Genomic DNA, 22,196 nt, shown 5'->3' with positions numbered 1-22,196 from the left:
TTTGCCTTATGAATTACAATATCAACAAGGGCATCGGAAGAACGGTGGAATTTAAGGGACTGAAAGCACAGTACCTGTTCATCTTCGCTGGAGGATTGCTCGGTACCTTAATCTTCGTGATGATAATGTATATGGCAGGTGTAAACTCTTACATCTGTCTACTGCTCGGAACCGGAGGTACTTCGCTTATCATCTGGCAGACCTTTTTACTGAACAGGAAATATGGTGAACACGGACTAATGAAGTTGGGAGCCATAAAAAGGCATCCCCGTTACATCATCTGCCGCAAGCCTGTACACAGGTATTTAATATTCACTCCTAAATCCAAAAACGTATGAGAAATGTAGCTAAGACAGCCACATTGGAAAACAAATTTCCTTTGCTGGCAGTAGAGAACAACTGCATTCTTTCTAAAGATGCAGATATTACCGCCTGTTTTGAAGTACGGTTGCCGGAACTATTTACCGTTGCATCGGCAGAATACGAGGCTATTCATTCCGCTTGGCACAAAGCAATCAAAACCTTACCAGACTTTACCGTCATTCACAAACAGGATTGGTACATCAAAGAGAATTACGCTCCCGATTTGGTACAGGAAGACCAGAGCTTTCTGTCAAAATCCTACCAACGTCATTTCAACGAACGACCATTCCTGAACCATTACTGCTATTTGTTTCTGACAAAGACCACTAAGAATAGAATGCGTATGCAAAGCAATTTCAGTTCGCTTTGTAAAGGCACACTCATTCCAAAGGAAATCAATAAAGAAACGATACACCGATTTATGGAAGCGGTGGCTCAGTTTGAGCGGATTGTGAACGATAGCGGATTTATAAGCCTGCGACGTTTGACCGAAGACGACATCATTGGTACGGACGAAACACAGGGATTGCTGGAGCAATACTTAACGCTGTCAAGAGAAAACGGAACGGCAATGCAGGACATCGCACTCAGTGCTGAAGAAGTCCGTATTGGAAACAAAAGGTTGTCCTTGCACACCTTGTCCGATACGGACGACCTGCCTGCAACCGTTTCGGCTGATACCCGGTTTGAAAAACTCTCTACCGACCGAAGCGACTGTCGATTATCGTTCGCTGCACCTGTAGGATTGCTCCTTAGCTGTAACCATATCTATAACCAATACCTGTTTTTGGATAACAGCGAGGATAACCTGCAAAAGTTTGAGAAATCTGCCCGTAACATGCACTCGTTGGCTCGGTACAGCCGTGCCAACCAAATCAACAAAGAGTGGATTGAGAAATACTTGAACGAAGCACATTCATTCGGACTTTCTTCTGTTCGTTCACACTTTAATATTATGGCTTGGTCGGAAGATCCCACGGAACTCAAACAACTAAAGAATGATTGCGGTAGTGCATTAGCATTGATGGAATGCAAGCCACGTCACAATACAACGGATGTAGCCACCTTGTATTGGGCTGGAATGCCAGGCAATGCAGGTGATTTTCCGAGCGAGGAAAGTTTTTACACATTCATAGAACCTGCCTTATGTTTCTTTACCGAAGAAACCAACTACCACAATTCGCCTTCCCCATTTGGTATCAAGATGGCTGACAGGCTTACAGGAAAACCTATCCATTTAGATATTTCGGATTTGCCGATGAAACGAGGGATTATCACTAACCGGAACAAGTTCATACTTGGTCCGTCAGGTTCGGGAAAATCTTTTTTTACAAACCACATGGTTAGGCAATACTACGAGCAAGGTGCTCATGTATTGCTGGTAGATACAGGAAATTCTTATCAAGGATTGTGTGAATTGATTAAGGGAAAAACCAAGGGCGAAGACGGTGTTTACTTCACTTATACCGAAGATAACCCGATTGCCTTTAATCCATTTTACACCGATGATGGTGTGTTCGACATTGAAAAGCGTGAGAGTATCAAAACTTTGATACTCACGCTTTGGAAACGTGACGATGAACCGCCTACAAGGTCAGAGGAAGTTGCCTTGTCCAATGCCGTTTCAGGTTATATCGACCGAATAAAAAACGAGGGCATTTTCCCATCATTCAATGGCTTTTATGAATATGTAAAAGGAGATTACCGCAGGGTACTCGAAGAAAAACAGGTTCGTGAAAAAGACTTTGATATAGCAAATTTCCTCAACGTTTTAGAACCTTATTACAAAGGTGGCGAGTATGATTATCTGCTGAACTCGGACAAGCAGTTAGACTTGTTATCCAAACGCTTTATCGTGTTTGAGATTGATGCGATTAAAGATCACAAAATCCTCTTTCCGATAGTTACCATCATCATTATGGAGGTCTTTATCAACAAGATGAGAAGACTGAAAGGTATCCGAAAGCTCATTTTGATTGAGGAAGCGTGGAAGGCAATTGCAAAAGAAGGAATGGCTGAGTACATAAAGTATCTTTTTAAAACAGTAAGAAAATTCTTCGGAGAAGCTATTGTCGTAACCCAAGAAGTCGATGATATTATCCAGTCGCCTATTGTAAAAGAGAGTATCATCAACAATTCCGATTGTAAAATCCTCTTAGACCAGCGTAAGTATATGAACAAGTTTGATGATATACAAGCAATGCTTGGGCTCACGGATAAAGAAAAAGCACAGGTACTATCCATCAATATGAACAACGATGCCAGTCGCTTGTACAAGGAAGTTTGGATTGGATTGGGCGGAACACACTCGGCAGTGTACGCAACGGAAGTAAGCCTTGAGGAATATTTGGCTTACACGACAGAAGAAACCGAAAAAATGGAAGTGATGCAACTCGCTTCCGAATTGGACGGTAATGTGGAACTCGCCATTAAGCATATCGCTATGCAAAGGCGTGACAACTTAAATCAATAGTTATTAACAATCAAAAATTTTAAGACAATGAAAAAAATATTTTTAATGATGCTTACGGCAATGATGTTTGCCGTAGCACCGTCCGCAAAGGCTCAATTTGTAGTAACTGACCCGGCAAATTTGGCTTCAGGTATTCTCAACTCAGCGAATGAAATCGTACAGACTTCATCCACTGTGAGCAATGTCGTAAAGAACTTCAAAGAGGTTGAAAAAGTGTACAAACAAGGCAAGGAATATTACGATAAACTGCAAGCTATCAACAACCTTGTGAAAGATGCTCGTAAGGTACAGCAAACAGTTTTGCTAGTGGGCGATGTGTCTGAAATGTATGTGACCAATTTCGGTAAGATGATGAACGATCCGAATTTCAAACCAAATGAGTTAGTAGCTATTGGTAACGGGTATTCGGCACTGCTGAATGAAAGTACTGAACTTCTAAAGGAATTGAAGCAGATCATCAGTGCATCAAGTCTTTCACTGAATGACAAAGAGCGTATGGATATTATTGACCGGGTGTACAAAGAAGTAAAAGAATACCACAGCCTTGTACGCTATTACACCAATAAGAACATATCAGTAAGTTACCTGAGAGCAAAAAAGAAAAATGATGCTAAAAGAGTGCTTGATCTGTACGGAACTTCTAACCAAAAATACTGGTAAATTATGGAATGGGATAATCTTCACGAACTTCTGCGTTCGCTCTACGATGATATGATGCCTCTTGCAGGCGATATGGCTGCGGTTGCGAAAGGTTTGGCAGGATTGGGAGCTTTGTTCTATGTAGCATTAAAGGTTTGGCAGGCTTTAAGCCGTGCCGAACCTATTGATGTGTTCCCATTACTTCGTCCGTTTGCTTTAGGACTTTGCATTATGTTTTTCCCAACTATCGTGTTGGGAACCATTAATGCGGTATTAAGTCCTGTGGTAACCGGAACCCATCAAATACTCGAAGACCAGGTACTTGATCTGAACAAGCTACAACAGCAGAAAGACCAATTGGAATATGAAGCAATGGTCAGAAACCCAGAAACAGCCTATATGGTATCGGACGAAGAGTTTGATAAAAAGCTGGAGGAACTGGGCTGGTCGCCATCCGATATTGGAACAATAGCCGGCATGTATATGGACAGACAAGCCTACAAGATCGAAAAAGCCATCAAAGATTGGTTTCGTAACCTACTCGAAATACTTTTCCAAGCTGCGGCTTTAGTCATTGATACTATCCGAACGTTCTTTCTGATTGTTTTAAGCATTCTCGGTCCAATTGCTTTTGCTATCTCCGTATGGGACGGTTTTCAGTCCACGCTCACACAATGGATTACACGGTATGTCAGTGTATATCTCTGGCTTCCCGTTTCGGATCTTTTCAGCTCTATGCTGGCAAGGATACAATCTCTCATATTGGAAAGAGATATAGCTATGCTAGCAGACCCAACATATATACCTGATACCAGCAATACCGTGTACATCATTTTTATGATTATCGGCATTATCGGATACTTCACCATACCAACAGTAACAGGATGGGTAATCCAAGCCGGAGGTGCAGGAAACTTTACACGCAACGTAAACCAAGCGGCTATGAAAACTGGAAATATTGCAGGTGCAGGAGCTGGTTCGGCGGCAGGGAATATCGGTGGCAAATTAATGGGAAAATAAAATAATTAAATCAGTTAACAATGGAATTTAAAACTTTAAGAAATATAGAAAACAGCTTTAGGCAGATACGTTTGTATGCCATAGTATTTGCAGTTCTCTGTATTGGTATTGTAGGATATGCCGTATGGAAATCCTACAGCTTTGCCGATGAGCAACGTCAAAAAATCTATGTACTGGATAACGGTAAATCCTTAATGCTTGCCCTGTCGCAAGATGCCAATATTAATCGACCTGTTGAGGCTCGGGAACACGTTAGGCGTTTTCATGAACTGTTCTTTACGCTGGCTCCCGACAAGAATGCCATTGAAAGTAATATGAGCAGGGCTTTCAATCTTGCCGATAAATCAGCCTTTGATTATTACAAAGACCTTTCTGAAAAAGGGTATTACAGCCGTATTATTTCGGGTAATGTACAGCAACGCATAGAGGTAGATAGTGTAGTGTGCAACTTTGACAATTATCCTTATGCGGTGCGTACCTACGCAAAGCAGTTCATCATTAGGTCAAGTAATGTAACACGTCGTAACCTGGTTACTTCCTGCTATCTCGTAAACTCCGTTCGTTCCGACAACAATCCCCAAGGTTTTAACATCGAAAAATTTGCGGTGGTAGAGAACAAGGATATAGAGGTCATCGAACGTTAAAACAGGATATATGAAAAAATTCAAGGAAAATATGGACAGGTTTTTTGACAAGCTGGACAACAGTTGGAGGGCTTTACCATTGAGGAAGCAACACCTATACACGCTGTACTTCTTTATTGGTTATCTACTGCTTACTGTAGGCGTTGTTACCAAAGTATGGTACGATACAAGCAATTCAAAAAACGATATACAGATAGAGCATATTGAAAACCCTGTCCTTAAAAAGAACGAAAGTCCTGCAAGGTTACAGGACACATTATCAACAATTTTAAAAAATCAGATTTATGAAAGAAAATGAGAACAAAAAGTCGGTTGTTCGGGTAACGGAGGGTAACCCGAAAGAAACCGCCGATGTACTGCAAAACGGTAAGGAGAATAAAACGGAAAAGCTCAAAAAGCCTTTGATTTTTGGTTTGATGGGTATTGTTTTCGTGGGTTGTATGTATTTAATTTTTAAACCGTCGGAAGACAAAAAGGAAATCGAAAACATCGGGCTAAACGATGACGTGCCACAGGCTACCGGAGCAGGAATGCCTGCCGACAAAGGCAAGGCGTATGAACTTGAAATGTTGGAACGCAAAGAACAGGAGAAGCGTAATGGTTTAGCAACGCTTTCAGATTATTGGAACACCGATGACAAGAAAGAGCCTGTGGATGAATTTACCGAAGATGATGATGAAAGCACCGGCTATGGAGGTGGTAGTAGAAATTCGGGAAGAAACAGTAATCCTGCATTGAACAGCTATCGAAATGCACAAAGTACATTGGGTAATTTCTATCAGGACAACAATTCTGAAACAATGGAACTTCGCAAGCAATTGGACGAGTTGAAAGAACAACTAGCTGATAGAGATCTGCCAAAGCCTACAACTGTAGATGACCAGATTGCATTGATGGAAAAATCCTATCAGATGGCGGCAAAATATCTCCCGACAAATACGAATACCAACACCGCAGAACAACCTGTACCTGCAACAAATAGTACCACTTCAGTGGCTTCGGGTGAGAATAAAAAAGAACATTTTGTATCATTTACTGCTGCAAGGAAGAATACCGTATCCGCCTTGTATCGTGAGCCTACAGATAGTGAGTTTTTGGAAAATTGGAGCGAAACCCGAAACAGAGGGTTTTATACAGCAAGTACTACCGAACAAATGGTACAACCCAAAAACAGTATCAAAGCCTGTGTACACGATGCACAAACAGTGGTTGGCGAAACCGGTGTTCGTTTACGATTATTAGAACCTGCAAAAACACCAAGCCGTACTATTCCACAGGGAACCATTGTAACAGCTAATGCCAAATTTCAAGGAGGACGTTTACAGCTTAAAATTACCTCTGTTGAACTGGAGGGCAATATCATTCCGGTTGATATCACCATCTATGATCTGGACGGACAGCAAGGTCTGTATGTTCCGTATTCTCCTGAAATGAATGCTCTTACCGAAATGGCGGGCAATATGAGTCAGACAGGTGGAACCAGTCTGATGCTTACCCAGAATGCAGGACAACAGGTAGCTGCAGATTTAAGCCGTGGCGTGGTGCAGGGAGTTTCGGGCTATTTCGCCAAGAAAGTACGCACTCCAAAAGTTACACTAAAAGCAGGGCATCAGGTCTTTCTTGTATCAAAGCAATAATGTTAAACTCAAATATTAAAAAAATGAAAAATATTTTTAAAACCTTTTGGGCAGTTGCCCTGACTATCGGCTTTGCCGTAACCTCCTTTGCACAGGATAGTGTACCTGTAAAAACACCTCTTGAATTGGGCAGAATTGAGCCATATCGTATGGAAGTAACTTACGATAAAACATCGCACCTGATTTTCCCGACTGCCATTCGTTATGTGGATTTGGGAAGCGAATACCTGATTGCCGGAAAAGCCGAAAATGCAGAAAACGTATTGCGTGTAAAAGCATCAGTTCGGAATTTTGAAGCCGAAACCAACTTTTCCGTAATTACCAATGATGGTCGCTTTTACTCTTTCAATGTGTATTACAGTTCTTACCCCGAAGCGTTGAGCTACGACCTGCTAACAATGCAAAAAGCAGTAGATAAAGCCAATGGAAACGATGTGTTGTTTGAAGAATTGGGGAACAATTCTCCGTCTTTGGCTGGTTTGTTATTGGAAACCATTTACAAGAAAGATAAGCGTATTGTAAAGCACATCGGGGCAAAGAGCTTCGGTATTCAGTTTATCTTGAAAGGTATCTATATCCACAACGGGAAATACTATTTCCATACGGAATTGAGAAACAAGAGCAACGTACCTTTTAATATTGATTTTATCAACTTCAAGGTGGTAGATAAAAAGGTAGCCAAACGTACCGTATTACAGGAACGACCTATGATACCGCTTCGAACTTACAAGCCTTTGGAAGACGGAATAAACGGACAATCTACCGAGCAAAATGTTTTTTTGTTAGACCAATTTACCATTGCCAACGATAAGGTGTTGCTGATTGAAATCTTTGAGAAAAACGGCGGACGACACCAAATGCTTCAGGTAGAAAATTCGGACTTAATCAAAGCCCGTGTAATCAATGATATCCACCTGAAATTTTAATAACCTTTTAAAGTAATTACAATGAAAAAATATATCTACACCGTGATGTTGCTCTTTATGGCCATCACGGTAACACAGGCACAAAGAATGTTACCCAAACAAAAAGGTTTGGAAATAAGTACAGGTATTTTATCTGATGATAAAATCGGTAACGATTATTACATCAGTCTGGGTATGACCGTAAACGGTAAAAACGGAAATTATCAGATATGGGCTTTGGAATACACACATCAATACCACAATTACAAATCGCTTCAAATACCGCAGGAAACCTACACGGCTGAAGGTGGTTACAGTTTCTTTTTATTGGGCGATGCCCGTAAGAATATCACACTCAATGCAGGGATAACAGGTGTTGTTGGTTACGAAAATATCAACCGTGGAGAAACAATGTTGTACGATGGTGCGAAAATAGTTAGCGAGGACAATTTCATCTACGGTGCCAGTGGTCGGCTGACCTTTGAAACGTACCTGTCTGACAGATTTGTATTGGTTTTACAAGGGCATACAAAAGTGTTATGGGGTACAGATTTGCGACAATTCCGACCTTCCGCAGGTGCGGGATTAAGATTTAACTTTTAATACGTAAAATTATGATAGCAATATTTAATAAATTCAGAATAGGATTACTGCCGTTATATTTAATGCTGGCAATCCTGACAGCTTCGGTTTCTTTGGTATCTTGTAGTAAAGATGACGAACTCGAAATACAGAACGATTTTCCTTTTGAGGTCAATGTAATGCCAGTTCCTAAAGAGATTGCCAATGGAAATACCGTTGAGATCCGCATTACCATACAGCGTACAGGAAATTACAGCAACACACAATATTTCCTACGCTACTTCCAATTCGACGGACAAGGCTCGTTGAGGTATTACGATGAACCACCATATCTACCCAACGATTTGTATCCTTTGGCATCGGAACAATTTCGCTTGTATTATACTTCAACGTCATCCGTATCGCAGTCTTTTGATGTGTGGATTTCGGATAGCTTCGGGAATGAAAAGCAAATAAGTTTTCAGTTTAACAGTAATGATTAGAAGTAAAAAGAAATCCTGCCACAAAGCAGGGTTTTCTTTTTTGATGTAGATTGAGGGTGATTTTTTGTAAATTTAAAAGGTAGAATTAAATACATTGGGATATGGTTTCATCGTTAGTTATTTCAATAATATTCTTGGTTGCAGGCTTAGGATTACGGTATTGGCTTAACCGTCGAAAGTTTTACAGACGTGGTCCTATGGGAGCAGAAGGATTTTCCTCATACGAAAGTTCGGTATTCATTAAATTAATTGAAAGGATCGGCAAATGGTTAGCCTATGCATTAATTATCTTTGGGCTATTGTCATTGTGGGTTTATTCGAGGGAGAAAAAGGAAGTAAAAACAGAGCAATCAAATCAAAAATAATTTCTAATTACATTTTTAGGAGAATCGGATATCTAAAAGGTTATCCGATTTTTTGTTTTTTAAAAGAGATAATGATTGATAAGGATTACAATTATAGAGAGTATGCTAATCAATTAAAACGACTTTAGTATATTTGCTTAGTAAAATATAGAAAATCTTAAAGTGTTTTTGCTTTAAGTCTTGGTACTGAAAACTGGTAATTTTTAAGACAACAAGACAATAAGTAGGAACGCTCACGCTATAGGCGTGGGCGCTCGCTTATTCGTTGTCGGGTATACCAGTGCCTCAGTATCGGTAAGTTGTAGTTGCCTACGCTTCTTTTTTTCGTAAGGCCACATCAATTTTTAAAAGTATATTGATATGGAAACAGACACACATCCACAAAAAATGACCCTTGGTTTTATCAATGATAAAAGTCCAATTCTAGATCGTATTTGTAATGACTTAAATGCTTTAGGAATTGAAGCTTTATTCCGATTGGAAAATATTCAAGATGGATTAAATTACTTACTCACACTAAAAATACTTCCTAAAGCTTGTATTATTGATCTTGACTTTTATGACAAGAATGTACTAGCACAGCTTCAATTATTAAGGACACAATATCCAACCATTCAACTTATTGCACATAGTGATATTGATGATAAGAAAGTCGGTAAAAACTTGTTAGATATTGGTGTTTCGAGCTATTTATTAGCTGGTAGTGATGCTGATGATTTTAAATTAGCCATTGACATCCTTGTCAATGGCTAATTTTCAATGTTATGAATAACAATCTAATACTCTATAGACTCTTCTCGTACACTTCTAAAATGATTTTACACAAGATTTTAACGTGTTCATGTTCAATATTTTCAAGCTCATCTATCAATAGAGGATAATGGTCTTTAAACAAACGTAACCTCCCAATGCTGAGAGCATAGAGAAATTCCATTAGTGCTTCACCTTGATATTCATCACTATGTTTTGCAAAGGTCTTTAAAAGCATCAACATGTCCTCAGAATTCTTACGACTAAATGAATAATTAAGCTCGTCATTTTTTGCTGCTCTAAGAATAGACGCTTGAATAATCCCATCATTGAAACGATTAAAAACAAATGGATCAAGTAAATTCTTTACAAAATTAGTCTGATAAAGCCCGTCAATTCTATTATTTCTTAGATTATTTAAAACACAAGAAATAGTAAAATAAATATCCGATTGAGTTACTTGCTCAAAGTAATCATTACTATTAAAAAAAGCGGAATTTTTGCGAATTTGTAATTCATTACCTAGAATATCAGGATAAAATATTTTTTGTGTGCCACCTTTGAATGTTTTATTAGAAAAGTTATTTATTGTCGTTATTCTTTCATTTACAAAACTAGATGGTTCATTTAAGCCCTCTTGTATTTCTCGTAAATGATCTAGCTCAATTTCCCAAGGTGTTTCTATATTGGAGTTATCACAATTAATAGTCTCTATTTCTACGAAAGAACTATTTTCTGCACCATATAGTCCATATTTAATATTACTTTTTAATTCTTTATGCTTATCAGAATCACTAATTCTATTGATACCAATAAAGTATATAAGTCTGATATTATTATAATTTCTGAAATATCTACTCAAATAAAGTAGGTTTTTCCCATTTGTAATACAAGAAGCTACAATCAAAATAGAACCAGATTCTTCTTCAGAAATCTTTTTATCAACTAATTCAGATTGATTAATAACTTCAATTGAATTCTTAGAAAAGCAAGTAGTCTTTTCCAAGATATACTTTGCTAATAATTCTGACCCTTTATCATTCAAATGGATTATATACTTTAATGATGCTGGTACGTATTGATTAACGAAAGCGTCTATCTTACTTTTATGGCTTTTATAGTGTTTCTTTTCAATATTTCTAATGATATTCTCATAATCAATATACAAATTGTATTTTTTTCTATTGATAGTATCTTCACTAAAAGAAACTTTTAAGGAAGTGCCAGTCTCCTCATTATATTTGAATACTTCCACAAAATCTTTTAAGGTTTTGGTTATGTATTTACTAGCAACGATATTTCTAGTATTTATAATAGGTTCATCCAAACTAAAGGAGTCCCCAACAATCTTAATTGCAGTAGATTGATTCTCGCAAAACGAACATCTTTCACCAGCCTTGAATTGCTTATAAATCTCTAATCCGTATTGAAATTTTTCATTACGTTCTAAATTACAGAGAACTCTTTCAAGTGAGAGATTTGACGGCTTTTCTATTGGAAGATAGTAAAGAATACAAACATCTTTTGAATCTATCTCTGGATGATTCCCTTTTAAATAATGAACTAATCCACCAGATGTCGATGCAGATATTAAAAAAATTGAATCTTTATAGAATTTGGTATTTTTACTGTATATGCCATCGTACGATTTAAATGACTCAATATTAAGATCTTCTCTATTATCATATCTTTTCAGATATTGGCTTATGGAGTACCCGACAACATTTATAGATAACGTATCACAATAAATATTTCGAATTTCTGTGTTTTTAAATAAATGCAAAAGATTTAATCCAATGAAATCAATTTCACTTTTTTGTACTAATACATTTGCCGTTCTTAAAAATTTGGTTGAATGCTTTCCTGATGGAAAAACATAATGGTGAGAAATGCCATTACTCTCTACTAGCCCTCCATTTGATATAAAGATGTTTGCTAATCCTTGATTAATAATTTCCTTAAAGTTCTCTTTCAAAAAGCGATCATCTTTTGAAAAGATAAAGTCTGATTTATTGTAACCAACATAAAAAATGCTTTCAACAAGTGAGTTTTCTTCTGCTTTTGGAATACTTTTAAAAATTTTATCGAGATTAATTTTTATAAGAGATTCTACAGAAGATACAGTAGAGCAATGAAGAAAAACGAGGGCACTTGTTTGATGGAAATATCTAAAATGTTCTGTCAATTCATTCTTCAAAGCACCAAAATCAAACTCGATATTAGGGTTGAAAATTATTGTGGCACTTTTATATTTTTTATCTCCGATGTTTGAGTTGTAAATGTAAAATTTTCCCATTATCGATTGCTTTTGAATGGATATAGAATACTGATATAAGAACCTTGCGATTTAATGATATTGTCCGTTCTAAAACCATCATTATTCCAATCCTCAAGCTTTAGATCCTTCAATTTTTCTATGTCAATAGGTTTGTAATTGTCCTTTATTAAATCTCTGTAAACACAATACTTATCGGTTGAAATTTTCACAAAACCTTTTTTATTCAATATATTTAATATACGGTCTAATCCTATACCTTTCTTTGACTTTAGATTAGAGGTTGAAGATGTCTGATTTTTCACAAGACACTTCTTAATAACTTCTAAATCCGTTAATGTTTCTTTCTTAGTAAATTTGTCAATAAATCCTACCCCTGAATCAAAAACTAAAATTTCTAAATAATAAATTTGATTGTGTTCGTTAACGCAGTTTTCCAAAATGAACGGGTGTTGAAAAAAGGATTGAATAGGTGTTTCTTCGAACTCCTCAAATATTTTATTACTATTATTTATATGAAACCTAAAGTAAACTCCGCGTATACTTGCAGGAATATCTATTAAATTTTGGTCAGTCTTCCCCCATTCGTAAGTGTTTTTTGTTAACTCGTAGACTATTGCACCAATATCTTCAATAAGATTCTCAAATTCAATTTTGTTGTTTTTATTAAAGGTCAAAACATAGTCATTGAAAATTTTCTTGATGCTGTATTTGATTTGATCTTCATCATCGTTAAACCCATCAGGACTTTCAAGTAACCTTATTAAACCTTTGTTTTTTGAAAGATGATCCGTATTTGTCAGAATATATTTATTACCCTTTATTCTATCTAACGAATTCATTTTTATGAAAAAATCGTTTTGCAGTTCTCTTAAACGATCCTTAATATTGACATTGTTTTTATCAATGAAATTTGTTGTATTCCATAATAATGAGACTACAGGATAAGCATATTCTTGATCATAAAAATTGTTTAAGTTTTCATTATCTACATCTAATTCTAATGTTTGAATATTTGATTTATTATTTAATGTGATAATGAACTTTAACAAATCTCCCAATAGTCCAAATGTATATTTGTTTAATGAACCTGGCATTTTTAGATTTATAACACCCTCGACCTCATTATTTATATGTTTCCTATATAAAATCTCCATTTTGCGAGGAGTGATATTTTTAGGTATTGATATTTTGATCATATAGTTTCTTTATTTACATTCTTTTACTAAAATCCTTGTAAATTTCAAATAACAAACATACTAAAATATTAAAAGCCAATCTAACCAAGCGGCGTTCTTTTGCTTCTTTTCTTTGGTCGCAGATGTGGAAAGAAAAGAAGTCTCCAAAAACAACGAAAGGGATACTGAATATCCCTGCAAAACAGATCGCAACCTGTTTGATAAAATGAGAAGTGAAGATGGGGTGTAGCCATACATTTTGGCAAAGTGGTTGCACCGCTTAAATGCAAAAAGACTGCCCCGACCTTCGGGAGGGTGTGTCTTTTTGCCGCCAGATTTCTGCTATCGGGCGACTTGTATGGGTTGTGAACGGAAATCTTTCAAATTGAGAAAAAAGCCCCTGTTTTCAGTCAATCCATTACGGAACAAACCCCATAACAAAGAACTTCCCATTTGTGCGAGTGACGAATTGATATATAAATCCTGTTTTTCCAATGCTTCAGCTAAACTGCAACTTGGTGTATCGTCCTGTTGTTCGGACTGCTTCAGCAAATGTCCAAATTCATCGGTAACCATTGGCAGATTAGATACCGTTTCGTATCTGTCGGAATTAGGCTGTTTTATATCTCCAATCGTTGATAATAATACCTGTCCTGTATATTGGCTGTTTCCATAATCCAACCAATATTTTGGTTTATGATGGTAATATTTTCCGTTATCCAATGCTTTCAATATTTCAGCAATACCAAACCTTGCTTTTACAATATCTAAACAGGTAATAAAGATAGTAGCCTGTGCGTTTTCGGGAACTTTGCCCAAACTATCTTTTTCAAACTTCTGTGTTTCGGCTTTCCAGTTAGTACCTGTAAAGCGGTTTGCTCGGTTGATGAGAGCAACGGATTTATACAACCCGACCTCACATTCTGCAAAACGCTGTCTTCCCAAATTTGCTTCTGTGATAACATCATCATCCCAAAGACGAACGGACAATCCTGCGTGTCCTAAAGCTATTAAACTGTGGTTCATTTCCATTAAGGCGGTCAAAACCTTTGAGCCTGTGCCACCTGCACCGATAAGGTTTATCGATATGGGATTGGTGGCATTTATTAAACTATTGTCCGTAAAATGGACTTTTATTCTTTCGTTGTTCATCGCAATATGTCTTTTAAGGTTAGGTTATTTTCTGTCAATACTTCCATTGGAAAGGCGTCGCCTGTGGCGATTAAATTCTCCCAAAGGCTTACGCAATTTCCATTTATCGGGTTATGACCGTGCATTAAATGACTGAAATAGCTGTTAAAGAAAAAGCCTTCCCATTTGTTTATAAATTCTTCCAATGAAGCGGTTTTCTTTATGCGTACATCTACTGTACCCATACATACATTGCCGTCCTCATACACGTTAAAAAAGGGGGCATTGTACAGCTTTGTGTTTATTGTAGGTCTTCTTCTATTCGGTAAGGCGAAAACGGCTAAACCGTTGCGGTTGGCTACCCACAGCATAGGTGGTACATTGGCTTTGCCTTTGGGTATTCCCAGACTTTCAATAAAATATAGTTCCCTTTGTGTGGCTTTTGTAAACCAAACTACTTTGTTTCCATTAGGGTCGAAGTATAAAACCTGATTGCTCAATACTCCCTGCGGTTTCAATAACGGTTCTTTTTCTTCTTTGGCAGTTTTCAACGCCTTTGCCAGTTGGTTTGCTTCTTTTACGGTCAAAGGGTGAGCATTAATGGGAGTACCGTTTTTATCCATATCAAAATGCTCTACATAAGTATTGTTACCCTTTCCAGTAGTCTGATAAAATACCAATGCTGATTTTGGGTAGTATAGCGTTCCGAAATCCTGTGTTATATCGTTCATAGCCTTGTTTTTAAAAATTATTCAAAATGTAGGTCAATTCATTTATCATCGTAAGCAAACGGTTTTCAAACTCCAATGTGTTGGCGGTTATATCACTTCCGTCAAACCGTTTTATAATAATGGGTTCTTCCATCTGTCCGTATTCCTGTAATTCGTTGTTTACTGATTCTACCACATTATCCATAAGCCAGCCTGTACCATCTGCACAGAATGAAACATACTTTTCCATTGAAATGATATTTTCCATGTCTTCTTCATTGGCTTCGCCATTTGGTCGGGCATTGCGGAATACGTTTGCATTAGGGTACTGCTGATAAATTGCATAGGCTTCCTGTGCTACTTTAAAGCAATCAGCATCAATCTTATCTTTCGCTTTAAAACGGTTTAAACGTTCTTTAAAGAGCCTTAAATTAGCTTCGTTGTAAATCTTCTTTTCCATACAGTCGCCAATCCATTCTGCTTGAGAAAATTCGCTGAGGTAGGCTTCTGTATCTTCTCCGTAATCATCCTCGGTTACCCAATCTTTGTGCATTTCATACATCCAGTACAGGTAACTACTTTCCTGTCTGTAGTATGGAATATCGGCAATGTGGTACAAATAACTGCAAACTGACAAAAACAGTTGAGCGGTATGTTTTCGCTTTGGGTCTTTCAACCAACGAAATAAGGGTATTACAGGAATGTAATACAGGGTTGTACCAGTATTATATCTTTCCTCGCTTGTAAAAAACACTTTCTTGCTATCCTGTATCAGTCTGATTTCTTCCCAATCCGTTATTTTAAGTTTTAGCTGTTCTTCGGTGTCTTTTAAAGCCAATGCGATATTGTAGGGATAGCCGTAAGATTGCGTTGATTTCGGAATGATGCCGTAATGCTCTGCCAATTGAGAAAGGGAACTATAAAAATCCCTTTCCATTTTGATATTATCCCTGCAAGCCTGTACTGTTTCTGTTTCGTTCAGTTTAGGGAGAAACGAAGTCCTTAAAAAACCATTGGTAACATGGCTACTGGTACGGACTGTTGTTTGTCCTTTTGGATTTCGTTTGCGTCTTTCGGTCGTTGCATCCAGTTTGCGAACTCGCTCAACTGACGGTGCAATTGCTTTTGCTTGGGTTCTTGGGGCATTTGGAATGTTCCCGATACGGTATGTCGTTGCATAAGTCATTGTTTTACTGTTTTAGTTTAACCTTTTGTTCCCATTGCACTTTCAAAACGGTACTGTACCGTATCGTCCTTGATTTGTGGTGCTGATACTTTTGCGGTAGTCAGAATGGGGTATGTATTGGAATAAAAATTCATTACTGCCTGTACACTCCATTGCGGTTCGGGGTCGTTCAGTTTGATTTCCTGCCCCTTATCATTCAATATAAAAACTCGTTGTAATTGCGTTGCTAATAACATAACATTTGATTTTTGGGTTAGTACTTTTATTCTTCTTCTCCTGCTTCATCAATGGGGTAATCGTCTGTAACTTCTGCCGATTGTATCGGTTCGGGTGTTGCTTCTTCTGTCGCACCGAAAAGGCTCGGTGTGGCAAATTTGCCCGATAGTGAAGTTTTACGTTTGCGTATGGCATCGGCATAGTCGGGAAAATCGGCAGGGTTCGGCACTTTCATCCACGCTTCACTGAATTTACCCTCTTTTTCCAGTTCGTCAGCCTTTGCCATAGCTTCTTTATATTTCTTGTCCCTGGCTTCCTTTTCTTTCTTCTCCTTATCGGCTTTTTCCTTCTCCATTGCCGATTGTTTTTTGACTTCTTCCATTTGCTTTAAGAATTTCTCCATATCCACCATCAAACCCGAAACGGTTTGTACTGGTGCGGTTATCTGTTCAAAAAATCCCTCATCAAACTCCTGTGCGGTAGCATTGAATGTAAGGGGCGGAATAAGGTTTTTTGCATTATCCCCGCATTGTTCATTGTTAAGCATAACCGATACGATTAGCTTGGTTTCTGCTCCCTTTGAAATGTTCAGTTGTAATACTCCTGTAAAGTTCAACTGCTGTATCTGATTGAAAAAATTTGTATTCATCGTTCTAATTTTTTTGTTTGTCCTCTAATCGTTTTTTCTTAGCTGTCAGTTTATTGTACATATCTGTCCAGTATGCGTTCTGTCTCTTGTCGAACTCGTAGAAACTTTCGTCCTCGTGTCTGTAACCAGTGAACCGCTTGCTAATCTTTATGGCTTCATCAAGGTCAGTGACTTCGATAGAGCATCCGTTTAAATCCGTTACTTTCATAGCAATGATAATTTGCGTTCCAAAAGCGTTTCCAGTATTTCGCAATCACTTTCATAAGTTTCCCCCTCAAAATGGTAAGTGTCTGTATCTTCATCAAAATCATACGCTTCTATGTCTTCATCGCTCAAACATACATCGTCCAGTATGCCATTTTGATAGGTTGCTCTACCATATATCCCGTTTCCCATTTCCTCATAATCCTGTACAAAATCAACTTGGTATCGGTCTGCTATGCTCCGCAGTATCTCGGAGTTAGGCGACCATTTGGTTTCGTACTGAAAATTTCCTTCATCGCCCTCGTTCCAGTAGATATTGAAGAAATACCCACCGTTCGTACTGTCTGAAAAGTCGGGCAATTGCCCTTCTTCGGCTTGCTCTTCCTTTTCCTTTAAGATTTGGAAAAGTTGTTGTATCTGTGTGATTGCTTCGGGTTTTCCCTCGAACACAACCGTATTACTACACCAGTTCGCCATTGCTGTTATCATTTAAGGTTATTTCAATCATTTTTTGTTCTCCGAAAAGCAGGTGTATAGCCTGTTTTAGTTGGTGGTTACATTCGGGTTTTTCCGCATATTCTATCAAGCTATTTGAAACAAATATGGCATTGTAACCGTCAAAAAGTTGGTCAGAAAATACTCTTGGGTTTCGCTGTAACATCACGTTGTACTGCTTTAAAATTCTTTCGGTATTCTCTACAAGACCAAACCAAAAATTGGCTGTAATAAGGGTTTTATCTGCCCATATACTCCGCATATATTCCTCGTGTTTTCTGAAACGCTCGGTTTCCTGCTGTATAAAAAGGCTTATTTCCTTAAGGTTTTTGGAAAACAGTTTTGCCAGTATATATCCCTTTTCCACATTGTTCATTTCTTCTAATGCTTTCATTGTAATGCTTTTTAAAGGCTACCACCGTTTGTAAGGCGGTAGCCTGTGGTTTAATTAATTGAGTTGAAAAACGTCTGCACCGACTTTCTGAAAAGAGGTACATAATTCAAATGCTTTCTGTGATTTCAGTTGAGCAGTACCACCCATTACAATACTCTGTAATTTGGCTTCGTTGTCTTTGTAATTTCTTACGTTCTGATAGTAGCCTGTTACCGCATTGTATGCTCCGAACAATGTACCTTTGGTGGTTTCCATTTGTTGGGTATCGCTTATCATTGCATAAGCAAAAGCATCTTCAACAACGTTTTTGAATACGGTGGAAACTTCATCTTCCGCACCTTTTTTCAGCAGTTCCAATGTTTCCTTATTTGGGCAAAGTGCCAATTGGATTAGCTTTTTAACCTCTTGGTCTGATACCTTGACTTTCGTCCACTCATTGAAAATCCCTTCTAACTGGTCGCTGAACTGGTTAGCAAGTCCCATAACTTTATGTGCGTTGTCTAAACGTTGTTTTGCTCCTGCGGTGTGCTTGATGCGTACCACATTGCTCATATTGCGTAAAGAAGCATTTAAGGTATTTTGGCAAACAATTCGGATAGGTGTAAAAGCGGCTGTAATACTTCCGCTACCGTCATGCGAAGTGGTTAGAAAAATGTATTTTTCTGTCACATCATCGCCATTGCCCACACGGATATAACTCGGCAATTTGGCTGTAATAAAAATGCGTTCACCGTTGCCCAAAGCTCCTGCGGTTTCGTATAAAATGCCGTTCGTACCGCCTACAATACTGTCAAAGAATGAAAAAGCATCTCTGTTTTGTACGATATGGTAGTCTTTACCCACAACACCCAAAACCGCATTGTTATCGGTGCGTATGTTGGCGAAATAATTAGGTACTTCCAGTTCGCTATTTCCAATCTCGATACCGTTAGCAGTTTCTATAATGCCTGAGCTTTTTGTAAAGAGTGGAGATTTTACCACTTCATAATCTAACCCTGCGTGTCTGATTGCTTGTTCGCTTGTTGGGTAATCCTGTACGATTTTCCCCAAACCGTGCCACGCTTTTTCCTTTACGCTAAAGAATGAGTAACGTCCTGTCTTGCTGTTGAAATTGATATTATGTGCCATGCTGTTGAAATTTTAAAAGTTTGAAAAATGAGTATTTGATAGCTGTTAAAATGGTAGGTCATCTTCGGTTTGCTCCGCCTTAACCTTACCTTTGTTATTGTCAGTAGCCTGTGTGGTTTCTGTTTTCCTGCTACCTCCGTGCAGTTTGATTTGCGAGGTATGAAAATTCAGTCCTGCTTTTGGTTCTCCGTCATTTCCTGTCCACGCTCTTATACTTACTCTGCCTGTCAGTTCTACCAGTGTGCCTTTTGTGAGTAGTCTGGCTACTTTGGGAGTTATCCAGTACGAGCAGTCGAAATAGGTTGTTTGATCTATGCGTTCGCCCTGCTTGTTTTTGTAGCTGTCGTTTGTTGCTACTGAAAAGTTTACTACTTGTTTGTCCTGTGACGTTGTGCGTACTTCCGCATCCCTTGTCAGTCTTCCTGTGATGTTCATGATTTTCGATTTTTACGTTGTTAAATTCCTGTTTGATTTTTTTTGATTTGATTTTATTCGGCAATGAGAGGAGGTGCTTGTTTTCGTTTCACTTTTTCCATTTCCAATGCTGATATTTTTCATTTCTGACATTTTTTTTATTCGTGTAAAGAGCCGGAGTATGCTTTGTTTCGTTTCACGAGCATAAAAGGTTAGTGTTTAGCAGCAGCAAGGTTTTGTCAAAAAAATACGACCCGCATGGGTGGAGATTATTTTGCAAACCCAAAGGGCACGACCTTGCTGTTGCGTTATGAACACTGAAATACCTTTGCTCTTGAAATGGGACAAAACCAGCATACCGGCTCTTGGATAAAAAACAATGTGGAAGCCAGTGGAAAAGGCATTGGATAATGACCCGATGCGTGTAGAAAACACGCAGCCATCGAAGCTGAATTTTACAACACTTTAGTGTTCAATCAGTAGCTTATTATTTGCTATCTCATTCGGTCGCCAATAATATATGGTCAAATACTGCCTTTAAAAGACAAAGACTACATCTTTGGGCTTTTGCTTTAAAATCATACATAATTTCAAAATCCATATTTTCTAATAGGGTTGGTTATGAGAGATAATTCACAAAAAACTAAGGTTACCGCTGAAAAACTTAAGAAAGTTCTGAAAGGTGATAAGACGGAAATGTCAAATGAAGATGCTACGAGAATGCTTCAGTTTTTAAGAAAACTAGCACGGATCGCTGTAAAAAAATATTTGGAAAGATGAGAGTAAGCAGAGAGCCCATTGCAGACATTTATGTACGTGTAAGCACAGATGAACAGGCCGATAAAGGTTACTCGCAACGTAACCAGGAAGAAATGCTACGCAAATACTGTGAAAGCCATTCCATAGAAATACGTCATGTCATATACGAAGACCATTCTGCCAAAACCTTTAATAGGCCTGAATGGAAAAAATTGATAGCTAATCTGAAGAAAAACAAGAATCGTATCGATCTTATTCTATTTACCAAATGGGACCGTTTTAGCCGTAATGCAGGCGATGCATACCAAATGATAAATCAACTCCGAGATCTCAATGTAGAACCACAGGCAATTGAGCAACCATTGGATCTATCAATACCAGAAAACAAAATGATGCTGGCATTTTACCTTGCAGCTCCAGAAGTTGAAAATGACAGGCGGGCATTAAACGTATTTTATGGTATGCGACGGGCGAAGAAAGAAGGAAGGTATATGGGGCTGGCTCCGGTTGGTTATAAGAACAAGATTGATGAGGCCGGAACTAAATACATTACACCAAAGGAACCAGATGCTTCCACCTTACGGTGGTCGTTTGAGCAATTAGCAAAAGGAACATACAACACCGAACAAATTTGGAAGAAAGCAAAGGAAAAAGGTCTAAAATGCAGCAAGAACGCTTTTTGGCAAGTAATAAGAAATCCACTTTATTGCGGAAAAATATTTATACCCACATTTAAAAATGAAGAGAGTTATTTTGTGCAAGGGCAACATGAAGCGATATTAAGTGAAGAGCTATTTGAACAAGTGCAGGACATTTTGGATGGTAGAGGTAGAAAATACCGCTTAAAGATTGAAACTCGTAATGAATTCCCACTACGAGGATTTCTGATCTGCCCAGAATGTGGAAAATTATTAACAGCAAGCCGTTCCAAAGGCAGAAACAAATATTACAATTATTATCATTGCTATAAAGGATGTTCTATGCGAATCGGTGCGGAACAATTAACTGAATTACTTGAAAATGAGCTAAGACGTTATGTACCTTCAAAAGAAGTATTAGAAGTCTACAGAGATATTTTAGTAGAGAGCTATTTAGAACAGACCAGGGACATTCAAACTTCAAAAAAACAAATTTCTGTACAACTGAAGGATTTAGAAAAGAGGGTATCGCATATCAGGGACTTGTTGGCCACTGACAAGATTGATGCTTCGGAATATCATGAGATAAAGAACCAATACAGTACGTCAATTGACCAGCTAAATAAAAAGTTTCAGGAAGTTTGTGGGCGAATACCAGATATAGACGAGCTGTTGAAAAATGACATTGCAGAATTTCTCAAGCTCGATAAGGTTTTGGAACAAAGCAGCAGTGAAGACTTTAGGGGATTTTTAAGCCTGATCTTTCCAGAAAAGTTGCTATTCGATGGGATATCGTTTTCAAAATCAAAATTCTGCACCGCTGTACAAATAGGTTATAGTTATATCTGATTATCCCAACTATAAAAATTACTGTAGAAAAAGCACCTATCAAAAATGCCCAAGTTGGGCATTTTTTTTTGGTTTATTCCGTACAGGATTGCATGAGATTTATCGCTGAC

The 22,196-nt window shown here is 37.9% G+C and carries 24 protein-coding genes; 13 read left to right on the top strand and 11 right to left on the bottom strand.

The genetic code is table 11. The features are described from left to right. Positions 1 to 8: 8 nt before the first annotated feature. The 12 genes from FH779_RS05535 to FH779_RS05480 all read left to right on the top strand — a co-directional run bounded on the left by FH779_RS05535 (position 9) and on the right by FH779_RS05480 (position 9,863). The gene (locus tag FH779_RS05535) at positions 9 to 338 is read left to right on the top strand and encodes a DUF4133 domain-containing protein (protein ID WP_038330861.1); all 330 of its coding nucleotides are present in this window, start codon (positions 9 to 11) and stop codon (positions 336 to 338) included. Continuing rightward, positions 335 to 2,836 (top strand): TraG family conjugative transposon ATPase, encoded by a 2,502-nt coding sequence (locus tag FH779_RS05530; RefSeq protein WP_038330860.1) that lies wholly within the window; start codon positions 335 to 337, stop codon positions 2,834 to 2,836. The genes FH779_RS05535 and FH779_RS05530 overlap by 4 nt, the downstream gene beginning before the upstream one ends. 27 nt (positions 2,837 to 2,863) lie before the next feature. After that, the gene (locus tag FH779_RS05525) at positions 2,864 to 3,496 is read left to right on the top strand and encodes a DUF4141 domain-containing protein (protein ID WP_038330858.1); all 633 of its coding nucleotides are present in this window, start codon (positions 2,864 to 2,866) and stop codon (positions 3,494 to 3,496) included. Between the two features lie 3 nt (positions 3,497 to 3,499). Beyond that, positions 3,500 to 4,495, top strand: a complete 996-nt coding sequence (gene traJ / locus FH779_RS05520) for a conjugative transposon protein TraJ (protein ID WP_038330855.1) — start codon at positions 3,500 to 3,502, stop codon at positions 4,493 to 4,495. A 20-nt stretch (positions 4,496 to 4,515) separates the two neighbouring features. Continuing rightward, on the top strand, positions 4,516 to 5,139 hold the full coding sequence (traK, locus tag FH779_RS05515) for a conjugative transposon protein TraK (RefSeq protein ID WP_038330852.1): 624 nt from the start codon (positions 4,516 to 4,518) through the stop codon (positions 5,137 to 5,139). A gap of 10 nt (positions 5,140 to 5,149) precedes the next feature. Beyond that, positions 5,150 to 5,437 (top strand): hypothetical protein, encoded by a 288-nt coding sequence (locus FH779_RS05510; protein WP_038330851.1) that lies wholly within the window; start codon positions 5,150 to 5,152, stop codon positions 5,435 to 5,437. Further along, positions 5,424 to 6,776, top strand: coding sequence for a conjugative transposon protein TraM (traM, locus tag FH779_RS05505; protein ID WP_038330848.1), 1,353 nt, complete (start codon positions 5,424 to 5,426; stop codon positions 6,774 to 6,776). The genes FH779_RS05510 and traM overlap by 14 nt, the downstream gene beginning before the upstream one ends. A 23-nt stretch (positions 6,777 to 6,799) precedes the next feature. After that, complete coding sequence (gene traN / locus FH779_RS05500; RefSeq protein ID WP_180906348.1) at positions 6,800 to 7,702, top strand: conjugative transposon protein TraN; 903 nt, start codon at positions 6,800 to 6,802, stop codon at positions 7,700 to 7,702. Positions 7,703 to 7,723: 21 nt separating this feature from the next. Continuing rightward, positions 7,724 to 8,284 (top strand): conjugal transfer protein TraO, encoded by a 561-nt coding sequence (locus tag FH779_RS05495; RefSeq protein ID WP_038330845.1) that lies wholly within the window; start codon positions 7,724 to 7,726, stop codon positions 8,282 to 8,284. Between the two features lie 11 nt (positions 8,285 to 8,295). Further along, entirely contained in the window at positions 8,296 to 8,745 is a 450-nt protein-coding gene (locus FH779_RS05490) for a DUF3872 domain-containing protein (protein WP_038330842.1), read from the top strand. Positions 8,746 to 8,942: 197 nt separating this feature from the next. Further along, positions 8,943 to 9,110, top strand: coding sequence for a hypothetical protein (locus tag FH779_RS17735; protein ID WP_442542607.1), 168 nt, complete (start codon positions 8,943 to 8,945; stop codon positions 9,108 to 9,110). Between the two features lie 360 nt (positions 9,111 to 9,470). Then, positions 9,471 to 9,863, top strand: a complete 393-nt coding sequence (locus FH779_RS05480; protein WP_038330839.1) for an ANTAR domain-containing protein — start codon at positions 9,471 to 9,473, stop codon at positions 9,861 to 9,863. 31 nt (positions 9,864 to 9,894) lie between these two features. Here FH779_RS05480 and FH779_RS05475 read toward each other — a convergent pair whose 3' ends face one another. The 11 genes from FH779_RS05475 to FH779_RS05425 form a co-directional block, all read right to left on the bottom strand. Continuing rightward, positions 9,895 to 12,156, bottom strand: a complete 2,262-nt coding sequence (locus tag FH779_RS05475; RefSeq protein ID WP_038330838.1) for a hypothetical protein — start codon at positions 12,154 to 12,156, stop codon at positions 9,895 to 9,897. Further along, positions 12,156 to 13,232, bottom strand: a complete 1,077-nt coding sequence (locus FH779_RS05470; RefSeq protein ID WP_180906347.1) for a hypothetical protein — start codon at positions 13,230 to 13,232, stop codon at positions 12,156 to 12,158. Before FH779_RS05470 ends, FH779_RS05475 begins: the two co-directional genes overlap by 1 nt. A 423-nt stretch (positions 13,233 to 13,655) precedes the next feature. Further along, positions 13,656 to 14,465, bottom strand: a complete 810-nt coding sequence (locus FH779_RS05465; protein ID WP_180906346.1) for a PRTRC system ThiF family protein — start codon at positions 14,463 to 14,465, stop codon at positions 13,656 to 13,658. Then, positions 14,462 to 15,175, bottom strand: coding sequence for a PRTRC system protein B (locus tag FH779_RS05460; RefSeq protein ID WP_038330833.1), 714 nt, complete (start codon positions 15,173 to 15,175; stop codon positions 14,462 to 14,464). The genes FH779_RS05465 and FH779_RS05460 overlap by 4 nt, the downstream gene beginning before the upstream one ends. A gap of 10 nt (positions 15,176 to 15,185) precedes the next feature. Further along, entirely contained in the window at positions 15,186 to 16,340 is a 1,155-nt protein-coding gene (locus FH779_RS05455) for an alpha/beta hydrolase family protein (RefSeq protein WP_038330831.1), read from the bottom strand. A gap of 17 nt (positions 16,341 to 16,357) precedes the next feature. Next, positions 16,358 to 16,576, bottom strand: coding sequence for a PRTRC system protein C (locus FH779_RS05450; protein WP_038330829.1), 219 nt, complete (start codon positions 16,574 to 16,576; stop codon positions 16,358 to 16,360). A 26-nt stretch (positions 16,577 to 16,602) separates the two neighbouring features. Continuing rightward, the gene (locus tag FH779_RS05445) at positions 16,603 to 17,205 is read right to left on the bottom strand and encodes a PRTRC system protein E (protein WP_180906345.1); all 603 of its coding nucleotides are present in this window, start codon (positions 17,203 to 17,205) and stop codon (positions 16,603 to 16,605) included. A 204-nt stretch (positions 17,206 to 17,409) separates the two neighbouring features. After that, positions 17,410 to 17,898, bottom strand: coding sequence for a DUF1281 family ferredoxin-like fold protein (locus FH779_RS05440; RefSeq protein WP_236688160.1), 489 nt, complete (start codon positions 17,896 to 17,898; stop codon positions 17,410 to 17,412). Continuing rightward, positions 17,870 to 18,298 (bottom strand): hypothetical protein, encoded by a 429-nt coding sequence (locus tag FH779_RS05435; RefSeq protein ID WP_143884015.1) that lies wholly within the window; start codon positions 18,296 to 18,298, stop codon positions 17,870 to 17,872. Before FH779_RS05435 ends, FH779_RS05440 begins: the two co-directional genes overlap by 29 nt. Before the next feature lie 54 nt (positions 18,299 to 18,352). After that, positions 18,353 to 19,426 carry a DUF932 domain-containing protein gene (locus tag FH779_RS05430; protein WP_038330823.1) on the bottom strand — a complete coding sequence of 358 codons (1,074 nt, stop codon included), beginning with the start codon at positions 19,424 to 19,426 and terminating at the stop codon, positions 18,353 to 18,355. A gap of 45 nt (positions 19,427 to 19,471) precedes the next feature. Continuing rightward, the gene (locus FH779_RS05425; RefSeq protein WP_038330820.1) at positions 19,472 to 19,861 is read right to left on the bottom strand and encodes a single-stranded DNA-binding protein; all 390 of its coding nucleotides are present in this window, start codon (positions 19,859 to 19,861) and stop codon (positions 19,472 to 19,474) included. 755 nt (positions 19,862 to 20,616) lie between these two features. Here FH779_RS05425 and FH779_RS05420 point away from each other — a divergent pair. Further along, positions 20,617 to 22,086, top strand: a complete 1,470-nt coding sequence (locus FH779_RS05420) for a recombinase family protein (RefSeq protein WP_052217447.1) — start codon at positions 20,617 to 20,619, stop codon at positions 22,084 to 22,086. Positions 22,087 to 22,196: the final 110 nt, after the last annotated feature.

This window comes from Empedobacter falsenii (assembly GCF_013488205.1).
GTDB lineage: Bacteria > Bacteroidota > Bacteroidia > Flavobacteriales > Weeksellaceae > Empedobacter > Empedobacter falsenii_C.
The sequence above is the reverse complement of the archived record's forward strand: the minus strand, read 5'-3'. Positions and strand labels throughout refer to the sequence as shown.

Excerpts from the sequence above, each read along its gene's own strand:
- traM (WP_038330848.1), top strand. The coding sequence starts at position 5,424 with ATGAAAGAAAATGAGAACAAAAAGTCGGTTGTTCGGGTAACGGAGGGT.
- FH779_RS05465 (WP_180906346.1), bottom strand. The coding sequence starts at position 14,465 with ATGAACAACGAAAGAATAAAAGTCCATTTTACGGACAATAGTTTAATA.
- FH779_RS05490 (WP_038330842.1), top strand. The coding sequence starts at position 8,296 with ATGATAGCAATATTTAATAAATTCAGAATAGGATTACTGCCGTTATAT.
- FH779_RS17735 (WP_442542607.1), top strand. The coding sequence starts at position 8,943 with ATGGGAGCAGAAGGATTTTCCTCATACGAAAGTTCGGTATTCATTAAA.
- FH779_RS05495 (WP_038330845.1), top strand. The coding sequence starts at position 7,724 with ATGAAAAAATATATCTACACCGTGATGTTGCTCTTTATGGCCATCACG.
- traJ (WP_038330855.1), top strand. The coding sequence starts at position 3,500 with ATGGAATGGGATAATCTTCACGAACTTCTGCGTTCGCTCTACGATGAT.
- FH779_RS05525 (WP_038330858.1), top strand. The coding sequence starts at position 2,864 with ATGAAAAAAATATTTTTAATGATGCTTACGGCAATGATGTTTGCCGTA.
- FH779_RS05460 (WP_038330833.1), bottom strand. The coding sequence starts at position 15,175 with ATGAACGATATAACACAGGATTTCGGAACGCTATACTACCCAAAATCA.
- FH779_RS05420 (WP_052217447.1), top strand. The coding sequence starts at position 20,617 with ATGAGAGTAAGCAGAGAGCCCATTGCAGACATTTATGTACGTGTAAGC.
- traN (WP_180906348.1), top strand. The coding sequence starts at position 6,800 with ATGAAAAATATTTTTAAAACCTTTTGGGCAGTTGCCCTGACTATCGGC.
- FH779_RS05530 (WP_038330860.1), top strand. The coding sequence starts at position 335 with ATGAGAAATGTAGCTAAGACAGCCACATTGGAAAACAAATTTCCTTTG.
- FH779_RS05445 (WP_180906345.1), bottom strand. The coding sequence starts at position 17,205 with ATGAATACAAATTTTTTCAATCAGATACAGCAGTTGAACTTTACAGGA.
- FH779_RS05435 (WP_143884015.1), bottom strand. The coding sequence starts at position 18,298 with ATGAAAGCATTAGAAGAAATGAACAATGTGGAAAAGGGATATATACTG.
- FH779_RS05425 (WP_038330820.1), bottom strand. The coding sequence starts at position 19,861 with ATGAACATCACAGGAAGACTGACAAGGGATGCGGAAGTACGCACAACG.
- FH779_RS05475 (WP_038330838.1), bottom strand. The coding sequence starts at position 12,156 with ATGGGAAAATTTTACATTTACAACTCAAACATCGGAGATAAAAAATAT.
- FH779_RS05440 (WP_236688160.1), bottom strand. The coding sequence starts at position 17,898 with ATGATAACAGCAATGGCGAACTGGTGTAGTAATACGGTTGTGTTCGAG.
- FH779_RS05450 (WP_038330829.1), bottom strand. The coding sequence starts at position 16,576 with ATGTTATTAGCAACGCAATTACAACGAGTTTTTATATTGAATGATAAG.
- traK (WP_038330852.1), top strand. The coding sequence starts at position 4,516 with ATGGAATTTAAAACTTTAAGAAATATAGAAAACAGCTTTAGGCAGATA.
- FH779_RS05430 (WP_038330823.1), bottom strand. The coding sequence starts at position 19,426 with ATGGCACATAATATCAATTTCAACAGCAAGACAGGACGTTACTCATTC.
- FH779_RS05455 (WP_038330831.1), bottom strand. The coding sequence starts at position 16,340 with ATGACTTATGCAACGACATACCGTATCGGGAACATTCCAAATGCCCCA.
- FH779_RS05480 (WP_038330839.1), top strand. The coding sequence starts at position 9,471 with ATGGAAACAGACACACATCCACAAAAAATGACCCTTGGTTTTATCAAT.
- FH779_RS05470 (WP_180906347.1), bottom strand. The coding sequence starts at position 13,232 with ATGCCAGGTTCATTAAACAAATATACATTTGGACTATTGGGAGATTTG.
- FH779_RS05510 (WP_038330851.1), top strand. The coding sequence starts at position 5,150 with ATGAAAAAATTCAAGGAAAATATGGACAGGTTTTTTGACAAGCTGGAC.
- FH779_RS05535 (WP_038330861.1), top strand. The coding sequence starts at position 9 with ATGAATTACAATATCAACAAGGGCATCGGAAGAACGGTGGAATTTAAG.